Consider the following 9,316-nt stretch of genomic DNA (forward strand, 5'->3'; position numbering starts at 1 on the left):
CGTTAGCGGAGCTTTCGCTTTAGCGATACGCTCAGTACAAGTGACTAATGACTAACTATATTGAATCTTGAATCTGTCTTATAGGATACAAAAATCCAAATTTTGAGGACAATGTTTACCAGGAAATTAACACCTTTTGGCTGTAGATGGACTCACAAAATCATGTAAATTTTCATCCCAAATGCTGATGTAAATAAAATCACATTCTTGGCGGATAATCTGACCCTTAACTGAGCCATTATTAAAACTAAAATTATCAGATTGACGCTGTTGTACTTGTTTGAGTCCCTGCTTTATTTCTTCAGTGGCTTGCCCATCTAACATTCCATTCAAGGTAGTCTCCATTACCTGTGGATCTACCGATTCGGCAAAAGATACCTCAGTTTGACGCAGCACTTTAGAATTTCGATCAAATAAGTAGCCAAGGTCAATTTTGTCTGGCACTAGTTTGTAAACGACAGCACGAGTCTTGCCCCATGCGCCTCTTAAATCTTGATTTGGTTTGCCGAGGGTAGCTTCTACGATGTTTCTTGGTGTACCTGTAGGGAACGCGGGAACGCTTTGCCTGCTGGTAGTGGCAGCTAATTTACTACGCGGCTTCTTCTGTGGCGTGGAACGCATTTCTGGTGTGGGAACTGGGCTGGCATTGCCCAAAGCAGGCATCGCCTCATTCTCTGGTTCTGGCTGTGGTGTAGATACTACTGGCGCTGAAGTATCTGAAGTTACAGGTTCCTTTTCTGGCTGTGGTGTAGATACAACTGGGGGATTAAAGGTAGGCAAAGGATTGGGAATTACTCGCCGTCGTGCTGGTGAGGTCGGTACAACTGGGACTGGAGAAGTTTGGGACGAAACGGGCGGTGAAGTAGATGCAGGAGTGGGCAAAGATTCTGGCGATTGGGTGGGACTTGTGGCAATGGTTGTTTCTGGTTGTTGCTGACGAGTGATATTAGAAATTGCTACTGCACCAAGCAAGCCGCCTATCAGCAAACTACCAACAATCACAGCAGGTTTTTGCCAGTTTCCACCAGAGTCAGACGGTGCGATCGCAGAATTTTTTTGCGGTGAATACAATGGCTGTGTTTGTCGAGTCCATGTAGCAGTGGGAGAAAAACTAACTGTGGGAGCATTTGCAGCAGACTGCAAGGCGTGTAGCATTTTACTAGCAGTGCTGTAGCGATCGCCAGCATGAGGCTTAATTGCTTGATTGAGTACCCCCGCCAATTGGGAAGAGACGTTAGGGGCGAACTGAAGCCAAAGTATTTCCCCAGTTTTGAGATCAGTTGGTAGTTCTTGCGGGTGTTTACCAGTCAGCAGATAAATCGCCGTTAAGCCCAAGCTGTAGATATCAGTGGCGTAAACTGGGCGGCCAACGGCTTGTTCGCTAGGCATATACCCAGGTGTACCAATGACGAGCGATCGCGTGGGGTATCCTGGAGACCTGACCACTGAACGGATTGTTTCTTTGACTGCACCAAAATCAATCAAAACTGGCTTGCCATCAAGAGAACGGAGAATTATATTCTCAGGCTTGATATCCCGGTGAATAATGCCTTTGCTGTGGACATAATCTAAAACCCAAAGCAGGCTCAAGAGAATTTGCCGAACAGCAGTTTCACTCTCAAATCCTTTGGCTTCGACAATTTGTGTCAAAGTTTGACCGTGAATCCATTCTTGGACGAGGTAAAATTGCCCGTTCTCAGAAAAGTAGGCGTAGAGTTTCGGAATTTGGTTACTACTTTCACCCAAAAACTCCAAGGTTGCTGCTTCGCGTTCAAACCGTTGCTGGATAAGTTGGTAGGCTTGCGGGTCATTATTGGTTATCGGTTTTAGTTGCTTGATTACACAGCGACGGCGAGAAGGCATGTGGACATCTTCTGCCAGAAAGGTTTCGCCAAACCCACCAGCGCCGATTACCTGGATAACTTGATAGCGATTGTTTAGCAGGGTTAAAGTCATGAAAAATCACAAGCGTAGACACCGGAGACATTTCGCCTCTGGGCTTGTCGTCAGACATCGCCCTTTCCAAATGTACATCACATGAGTTGATGAGTTATGGATACTGGATTGAAAACGCTATCTGTTCCCAATAGTTTATAGGGAACGGATGGCGTAAATTCATATAGCATAGGCGTAGCCCGTCGTAGACATCGCTTTTACGTCTGCATTACGGGCTAGAAGACTGGAAAAACTCAAGATGGCTGAGATTTTGAGAGAAAACCTAAGCTTCGAGTACTAGCTGTCGTGCTGGGGGGATGACCCGGCAAAAGCAGATAAATCATTAGACCTCTTGCAAAAATCCTTGAATCACCCCTCCCCAATACATCGGGGAGGGGACAAGATTTCAAGTTTTCCCCAATATATCGGGGGGATTAAGGGGGGTCTGTTCGACTTATGCAAGAGGTCTATTAAAAAGCTGTTGGCAAAATTTCCGCAGTAGGGGATTGTTTGTGCAAATATAGAATGGGGAATGGGAAATTAGATGAGTGGAAGGAGAAAAATACCAAATTTATTACTAATTGCAAATTGATTTCACATTAAAACTGCCGCCAGAGAGGGTAGTTTGTCAAGACTGCTTAAACGATACAACAACGAATTTCACCCTTTGACTAAGTTGATAGTGCGATGGCAAGAGCCGATCAATTGAGTCAATCTGTTTATATTTCAAGTATTACTTGTTCATTTAGGTACTCCTATGAAAAAATTGATTAAGGGCTTGCGCGAATTCCAAAGTAGTTATTTTTCCGCCAATGAAGAACTGTTTGAACAACTTTCTCATGGTCAAAAGCCCAGAGTATTATTTATTACTTGTTCCGATTCGCGTATCGATCCAAACCTGATAACACAAGCCGGGTTAGGTGAATTGTTTGTTATCCGCAATGCAGGCAACATTATTCCACCATTTGGTGCGACTAATGGCGGTGAAGGGGCAACAATTGAATATGCTGTTCAAGCATTAGATATTCAACAAATTATTGTCTGTGGTCACTCGCATTGTGGTGCTATGAAAGGGTTAATGAAGTTAGACAGCTTGCGGATAGAAATGCCGCTTGTACATGACTGGCTCAAGTATGCAGAGGCAACCCGACGGCTGGTAAAAGATAATTATAGCCACTACGAAGGGGAAGAACTCTTAGAAGTAATTATTGCTGAGAATGTACTCACCCAAATCGAAAACTTACGGACTTATCCGGTGATTCACTCTAAGCTCCACAAAGGGCAACTCAGTATTTATGCTTGGATTTATCAAATCGAGACAGGAGAAATTTTGGCATACGATCCAGAAAAGCACGCCTATGTCTTGCCTCAAAATCAGCTTCTCCCATCGGAGATAGATGAGACGTTACTTAGCCCACCTTTAACTAGCAATGTGGAAATACATTTCACTAAAACTCAACAACGGGCGTTTCAATCCTCCCAGGAACTCCCTGTTTCCACAGATAGATGGTTTCCAATGACAGTGCTTTCTCCAGAGCAAATGGAGCGAATTTATCGAGGCTCGACAACAAAGTAAAAATGTAGAGTATGGAAAATCCCTCTCAAACTGTCACAGAGCAAATTTAATAACTTAAGCCTTGAAATATGAAAAGATAGTTAGATAACGAAAGCGCTAAGTCAGCAGCGCAGTTAGGAAATTGGTAGGTTTATACAATACTCCTAATATGCTGCAACTAACTGTATAATTTGAGCAAAAAGCGAAGGTTAACAGCGATCGCTTTTTGCAGATGATCGTTATTGTAGTGTTGTATTAAGACAAATGTAATACACACTTGTTAAAGGTCACGGATATTTTGAGACTGACTTGAGAGTATTTTTAATCGGTAATTCCATTTGATTTGCGTTCCCTAAACTCCAGTTAATAAACGTCACCATCAAAAAGGGATGGAAATCACAGATGCGATCGCATCTGTGATTTGAGCAATATTGCTAGAATTACTAAAGTTTGAACAAATTAACTAAGGTTTACAGCTACCTAAACAAACTCTATAGTCTTAACAAACTCTAAAATACTCTCCTTGATGTCTTCAGCTTCTTCTTCAACGGAATCGGGAGTTTCGCCGTCAAGAAAGCTGTGCTGACTACTAACTATATACAAAAATTCACCACTGATAAAGGTGAGTAGCCCCCGGTACGCATCTAATCTGATCGCAGTTCCATTATTTTCTTGCTTAGAAATCGTGGAACCTTTGGGCATATCGATTAACACGTAGTAAGCGCCTCGCAAAGTGTCTGCCAGATATTCGGTATACTCCACAGAAGCGTCTGGTACATTGGCAAAAATCGCCTGGGGTACATACTTGTCTACTAAGATTGTTTGTAAATATTCTTCTTGTCCAACAGACTCCAATTCCTCTAACTGTTCCAAAGGGAAAGGATAATAATCGATTCTCAGCAGAGTACCGATGTCATCGGAAAAACCAACTACTCCTTCCTGGCTTTGAATTCTACCGCCCTGCTGCGGATCAACGGGAATCGGCACGGTAAAATTACCTAAAGGAGATTGATATGTCTGTTCGCTAAAATCTTCTATGACTACTGTCTCATCTTCGTCGTCTGCATATTCTTCTTCTGCTTCCTTAAAGGCTGCAATTACCTCCTTAATGATTTCCTCTGCTTCTTCATCCTCAAGTTCCAAGGCTGCTTGTAGCTTTTTGAGATAGGCTTGTTTCGATTTCGGGATGGTGAGTTCATCGTCTAAAAGCACTATCACCCCAGCAGCAAAACCATCCAGCACTAATTCATCTGAAAGAGATACTTTGGCGGTATTAAACAGCGGCCCAATTCCCTCTTCTTCTGCAATGGAGATGAGTCTATCAACAATTTCTGTGATTTCATCTTCTGAGTATTCCTCGAAAACCTCGAATTCCCAGAGGATACCCGCTAAACTTTCTGCATCGACATCTTCAATCAATGAATCAGCGATCGCAGTGACAGTTGCGATCGCCGCCACCGCTTCCTCTGGGCTTAGTGATTCCTCTGATGTCTTTGGTGAGTTAAAAACCTTGTCATATTTGGTCATAATTGCTACCTAAATTAATTCTTTGATAGTCATAACAGATTGAAAGTGACAATGGTCAGTTTACCAATGGAGCGAATCTTCTAGAGAAAAAGTTGGCTAATACATGTTTTACTCAATATTGCTCAGGTGTAACAAAACCTTGTTGACAGCTAATCTCCGGCGCTAATTAAACCTTGGTGTAATCCAACTCCACAGGCTCTTGACTTCCCATATCATAATTTGATATATACTCCGAAGCGATCGGCGATATTTTCGTAAAAACTTGAATCTACCCAGTAACCTTGGTGTCCTTGGTTTCCCCAGGATGCCTGATATTTCATTTCAACCTTGTCCAGGTTTTCATAGTAATCCAAATGACTGCTGATCGCGTCTTTCAGATGGTAGTAATTGACAGGCAAACTTGAGCGAGTTTGCATTCCACTGGGTTATTAACCAAGTAGTGACTTTGCAGTGCAAATTCTGGTTTCACACCCAAAGAGTTAAGGTGTTCTAAAATCTGTTGTCGAATATACACTTAAACACTAGCTAGGCTTAATATTTACCGCAGGTGACTTTGACTAAATATTGTAAATTTTTGTGATCAAGCAATTACTATTAATAACTGCTATATTCTCTTGGATTTATCCTCTAGCAAATGAATTATATCTATCGATAGAATTATAAACTAGCTAGCGATAGATACTTACACCGTGGGCAGGATGTCACAATACCAAAGTTTGTAGTAACACACAATACTCGAAACGTTGTACTGTTGGTTCTACAAGTCTGAATTACACGAAATTTTGAGTTGTTTTATGGTACAGACCCCACCATCCCAGTTTTCACCAGATCAATATAAAGTAGATCCTGCAAAGGAAAATGTAGAAGCTCTTATACAAGAATCGCAGTTAGATATTGAGATTGCTCTAGAGTTCCTTTACACCAGAGATATTGAGTTTCGTCAGGAAACAATTTATTTTCTCGTAGTCGATCGCTTTTATGATGGCGATCCAGATAACAGCGAAGGTGAAAACTCAGAACTGTACGATCCAAATAGACAAGATTGGGGTAAGTATTGGGGTGGCGACTTGCAAGGTGTCATCGATAAATTAGATTATCTGAAAAACATGGGAGTTACTGCCCTTTGGCTAACTCCACTGTTCGAGCAGGTTGAAGAATTATTTGTTGGCAATGCAGCGATACATGGCTATTGGACAAAAGACTTTAAACGGCTCAATCCTCGCTACATTGCTGACGGAGATAACCCTTCTTTAAACGCCACCCAAGAAGAAAAAAATACGACCTTTGATCGGTTAATTACAGAACTGCACAAGCGCAACATGAAGCTAGTGCTAGATATTGTCTGCAACCATAGCACACCTGATACTAGCGGTAGTAAAGGTGAATTGTATGATGATGGCGTCAAAATTGCTGACTTCAATGATGATGCTAATAATTGGTATCACCACTATGGTGAAGTCCAAAACTGGGAAGACGATTGGCAAGTACAGAACTGTGAATTATCTGGTCTAGCAACCTTCAATGAGAACAATACTGAATATCGGGAGTATATCAAGTCAGCAATTAAACAATGGCTAGACCGGGGTGTAGATGCACTGCGGGTGGATACTGTCAAGCACATGCCCATCTGGTTTTGGCAAGAATTCACTGGCGATATGAGCAATCATAAACCAGATGTATTTATTTTTGGTGAGTGGATTTACAGTAATCCTAGTGACGAACTCTCAGTGGAATTTGTTAACCACTCAGGCATGACACTTCTAGACTTTGGGTTGTGCGTGGCAATTCGAGCCGCACTAGCGCAAGGTTCAGAAATGGGATTCCAAACAATTCAATATATTTTTGACCAGGATTATCGCTACAACGGGGCAACAGAGTTAGTTACCTTCATCGATAACCATGATATGTCCCGCTTCCAATCGCTGAACCCCGACCCAGCGATGCTGAAGGTTGCGATCGCTTTAATTATGACCTGTCGCGGTATTCCCTGCATTTACTACGGCACAGAACAATATCTGCATAACGACACCGATGGCGGTAACGACCCGTACAACCGCCCAATGATGGAAAGTTGGGATACTGAGAGTGAGATTTATCGTTGCATCAGGCTGTTGTCTGGCTTACGCCGACTCAATCCAGCTGTGTCAATGGGTAGCCACTGGCAAAAACACTTAACACCCGACATTTACTGCTATGTACGCCGTTACCGTGACTCCGTGTGTTTTGTAGCTTTAAACCGGGGAGGAGAAGTCACCTTACCAGAAATAGAAACAGAATTGCCCGATGGGGAACATACCTGTATAGTGACTCGCAACAAATATCAGGTCAAAGACGGGAAAATTTATGATTGGCAACTCCAAGAACGGGGAGTGATTGTTTTGAGCCACGTTGGAGAGCGGATTAAAGCTCAGACTATAGTACGGGTACAACTCAACGGCGTGGAGACCCAACCAGGTGAAACCATCGTTGTCATGGGAGACTGTCCAGAGTTGGGTAATTGGGATATCAGCAAAGCGTATCCCTTAGAGTACATCAACACTAATACTTGGTTTGCTGAAATTCCCTTTAATGAGAGTGCCGGAAATCTCATAGCTTACAAATATGCCATGTGGCGGGAAGGGCGATCGCCTCTGCGGGAAAATCTGGTAAATCGTCGCTGGGTAATTGCCAAAGAAGGCACAGTAAAATGGCGTGATACCTGGGCATCGGGAAGAGAATCATAGAAATTTCAGATAAACAATGAAGTGTGAAGGAGCAAAATTTTCATCTTTCGCATTTCATTGTTTGTCAATTTATAGCGCTTCTTGTACCCTGCGGTCAGGTCAGCCGCTAGACGTCTATGTATGCAATACCCTGATTTTTAAATGTTTCTTCAATATATTTTAGTTGACAGTGATCTGGATCACACCATTTTTTAAGTAAAAATAAGTAATATCAAGCAGATAAACATTCAATAACTGTTAAAAATAAGGGCAAAAAGGCTCTAATTTTTACAGAATAAAAGAATTGATGATACCTTTATGAGCGCTAAACTCACCAGTTTTTAATACTTACCAATCAAGTCATCTAAAAAAATCAGAAAAAGTAAATAGTAATGTTCGACCTCTTACTGAAAAATCAATTAAATGCTCCAAAAAAACTAAAATTTAAAAAGGAAATTTTGGCACGAGTTCAAGGTCGAAATCCAGAAGCTTTAAACGACGAAATAAATTTTTATAAAACTGAATTACTTCCCTATTTTATAAAGTTGAGCCAACACAATCCTGTTTTCAGCGTTACGGAGCAATTACGGCTTTTAGTGGGTGTTTGGACACCAATCTGGTCTACCATATCGTTTCATGAAAGTTTACCGAAAAGAATACAAGAGCAGTCCTTCCAAATTTTCCAGCATGATGGTTACTGTGCCAGTGTAGCTCGCTATATAATGGGAAAAGAGCCGTCTTTATCCGAGAACTTTCAATCAAGATTACCAGCTTATGATTTCATGGTGATCCAAAAATATGGAATTAAAAATGGTAAATGGGATCTTCAAAACATTGATAGATTTCAGGCTTTTACAAATAGAGAAATCCCTCTAACTTTAGAATCAGTCTACAATTGGTTTACCAATGTAGTTAACACTAAAGTCAAATTGAACACGTCAAAATTGCCTTTACCTAAAGCTCTAAAATTAGAAAGTTTAGAGATAAATCATGCTAATGAATTAAAAAAAACATCTTTAGCAACTTCTCAAGTGTTTGAGCATTTATATATAGATAATGACTGGCGACTTGTGAAAACTCAAACAGATGCCTCACATCTGCCTAGTTACACAATTTCTGTAAGGAGGCAATAAAAATAATAATTTCTGTAAATCGAAAAGTTTTTCTCAAGAGATTCCACCGTGTAATACTGTCACATCGATTGGTGAATGTCTCAGCTACTTATTTGATTCAGACAACGATTGCCAAATTATTGTTCAGCTTTTCCACCGCATATATAGAAATTCTATTTATTTTTTGGAAGAAATTATGAGAAAATACGGCTAAGTGTACAAGTGTAAGAGTAGACAATGATAACTCTTCGTTCTCTCATTTAAAATGGATGTTTGAGTGGTTTATTCGACACATTACCTTTGATTTTGCTACTCTTCAGATGTACAGAGTTTTTTCAACAATCAAATAGGAGTCCTATAAAAAAAGGTAAGTAGCAGCTATAATGCAATTAACAGGCTAATAAACAGCAAATCCTAATTATTTTGTAAAAGGAGAAAAGTCAATGCCTTTTGACTTTAATAGCGATGACACGTTTAGTAGTCAA

At 41.0% G+C, this 9,316-nt stretch carries 6 protein-coding genes; 3 read left to right on the forward strand and 3 right to left on the reverse strand.

Going from position 1 to position 9,316, the window contains the following annotated elements:
* Positions 1–126: 126 nt before the first annotated feature.
* Complete coding sequence (locus ACFFAP_RS31345; RefSeq protein WP_375514868.1) at positions 127–1,956, reverse strand: protein kinase; 1,830 nt, start codon at positions 1,954–1,956, stop codon at positions 127–129.
* A gap of 736 nt (positions 1,957–2,692) precedes the next feature.
* Between ACFFAP_RS31345 and ACFFAP_RS31350 the strand changes: the two genes are divergently transcribed.
* Positions 2,693–3,511, forward strand: a complete 819-nt coding sequence (locus ACFFAP_RS31350) for a carbonic anhydrase (protein WP_375514869.1) — start codon at positions 2,693–2,695, stop codon at positions 3,509–3,511.
* A 459-nt stretch (positions 3,512–3,970) separates the two neighbouring features.
* Here the strand turns inward: ACFFAP_RS31350 and ACFFAP_RS31355 are convergent, their stop codons facing one another.
* Both ACFFAP_RS31355 and ACFFAP_RS31360 read right to left on the reverse strand, forming a co-directional pair.
* Complete coding sequence (locus ACFFAP_RS31355) at positions 3,971–5,017, reverse strand: hypothetical protein (RefSeq protein ID WP_375514870.1); 1,047 nt, start codon at positions 5,015–5,017, stop codon at positions 3,971–3,973.
* Between the two features lie 212 nt (positions 5,018–5,229).
* Complete coding sequence (locus ACFFAP_RS31360; protein ID WP_375514871.1) at positions 5,230–5,433, reverse strand: hypothetical protein; 204 nt, start codon at positions 5,431–5,433, stop codon at positions 5,230–5,232.
* A gap of 378 nt (positions 5,434–5,811) precedes the next feature.
* Between ACFFAP_RS31360 and ACFFAP_RS31365 the strand changes: the two genes are divergently transcribed.
* Both ACFFAP_RS31365 and ACFFAP_RS31370 read left to right on the forward strand, forming a co-directional pair.
* Positions 5,812–7,740, forward strand: coding sequence for an alpha-amylase family glycosyl hydrolase (locus tag ACFFAP_RS31365; RefSeq protein ID WP_375514872.1), 1,929 nt, complete (start codon positions 5,812–5,814; stop codon positions 7,738–7,740).
* Positions 7,741–8,111: 371 nt separating this feature from the next.
* Positions 8,112–8,852: a hypothetical protein gene (locus ACFFAP_RS31370; protein WP_375514873.1), complete on the forward strand. Its 741-nt coding sequence runs from the start codon at positions 8,112–8,114 to the stop codon at positions 8,850–8,852.
* Positions 8,853–9,316 lie beyond the last annotated feature (464 nt).

This window comes from uncultured Nostoc sp., from assembly GCF_964245575.1.
Lineage (GTDB): Bacteria > Cyanobacteriota > Cyanobacteriia > Cyanobacteriales > Nostocaceae > Nostoc.

What these genes read in the sequence shown, in the direction of transcription:
- ACFFAP_RS31355 (WP_375514870.1), bottom strand. Translation starts at nt 5,017, where the DNA reads ATGACCAAATATGACAAGGTTTTTAACTCACCAAAGACATCAGAGGAA.
- ACFFAP_RS31360 (WP_375514871.1), bottom strand. Translation starts at nt 5,433, where the DNA reads ATGCAAACTCGCTCAAGTTTGCCTGTCAATTACTACCATCTGAAAGAC.
- ACFFAP_RS31370 (WP_375514873.1), top strand. Translation starts at nt 8,112, where the DNA reads ATGTTCGACCTCTTACTGAAAAATCAATTAAATGCTCCAAAAAAACTA.
- ACFFAP_RS31365 (WP_375514872.1), top strand. Translation starts at nt 5,812, where the DNA reads ATGGTACAGACCCCACCATCCCAGTTTTCACCAGATCAATATAAAGTA.
- ACFFAP_RS31350 (WP_375514869.1), top strand. Translation starts at nt 2,693, where the DNA reads ATGAAAAAATTGATTAAGGGCTTGCGCGAATTCCAAAGTAGTTATTTT.
- ACFFAP_RS31345 (WP_375514868.1), bottom strand. Translation starts at nt 1,956, where the DNA reads ATGACTTTAACCCTGCTAAACAATCGCTATCAAGTTATCCAGGTAATC.